1 protein-coding gene is annotated in these 1,036 nt (G+C 65.3%); it reads left to right on the top strand.

Annotated features, from left to right (window positions below; translation table 11 throughout):
• The first annotated feature begins 106 nt into the window (after positions 1 to 106).
• A protein-coding gene (locus F6Q13_RS17810; RefSeq protein ID WP_293059395.1) for an IS5 family transposase occupies positions 107 to 915 on the top strand; the annotation gives its coding sequence in 2 pieces (ribosomal slippage) (positions 107 to 440 and positions 440 to 915; 810 coding nt in all).
• Positions 916 to 1,036 lie beyond the last annotated feature (121 nt).

Below are 1,036 nucleotides of genomic sequence, written 5' to 3'. Positions count from 1 at the left end.
GCCAATCGTTCGCCGCGCTGTCCCTGGAGCCGCCGTTGGTGCTGTTCTGCCCGACTAAGAGCGTGTCTCATGTGATTGAAGTGATTTCTGTTGCATAGTGTGTCATGTGGTAAACGAGTTGTCTTTCCGGCTGGTGCCGGACGCGTTCTGGGAGATCGCCGAACCGCTGCTGCCCGACTTCGATCCGCGACCCCAAGGCGGTGGGACCGCGCCGCTGGACAAGCGGTCGGTGTTCACCGCGATCGTGTACGTGCTGACCACCGGCTGCGCGTGGCGGCACCTGCCAGCGCAGTTCGGGGTCAGTGTGCCCACCGCGCATCGCCGGTTCACCAGCTGGGCCAAGGCCGGTGTCTTCGCCGCGATCCATCGCGCGGTACTTGACCGGCTCGGCGCGGCAGGCGAGCTGGATTGGTCATCGGCGATCCTCGACGCCGCGCACGTCCGGGCCAAAAGGGGGGCACCTTGACCGGCCCAAGCCCGGTTGACCGAGGCAAGCGCGGCTCCAAGCTGCACGTGCTCTCCGAAGCCCGCGGAACCCCGCTGGTCGTCGACGTTTCGGCGGCCAACACCCACGACAGCACCAAGCTGCAAGAAATGGTCGACTCCATTCCCGCTGTGCGATCCCCACGTGGCCCGCGGCGGCGCAAGCCTGACAAGTTGCGCGCCGACAAAGGCTACGACTCCGATCCTCACCGCCAATGGTTGCGCGAGCGAAAGATCGTGCCGCGTATCGCCCGCCGCGGAGTCGAAAATCCGGCACGACTCGGCCGCCACCGCTGGAAGATCGAACGCACCATCGCCTGGCTCACCGGCTACCGCCGATTGACCATCCGCTACGAACGCCAAGCCGAACACTTCCTCGCATTCCTACAACTCGCCGCCGCGATCACCTGCTACAAGCAGCTCGCCGCATGAGACCCGCCCACCGGCCACGCAAGACACGCTCTTAGTAGTCTAGTAACAGGGTTTGTCCGGTGTCGTGGCGCGGCCCGATAGGGCTACACTAGTGAGCGAGCCGACGTCGCGACCCGAAGAG

It is taken from the genome of Mycobacterium sp., assembly GCF_008709575.1.
In the GTDB taxonomy this organism is placed as follows: domain Bacteria; phylum Actinomycetota; class Actinomycetes; order Mycobacteriales; family Mycobacteriaceae; genus Mycobacterium.
The sequence above is the reverse complement of the archived record's forward strand: the minus strand, read 5'-3'. Positions and strand labels throughout refer to the sequence as shown.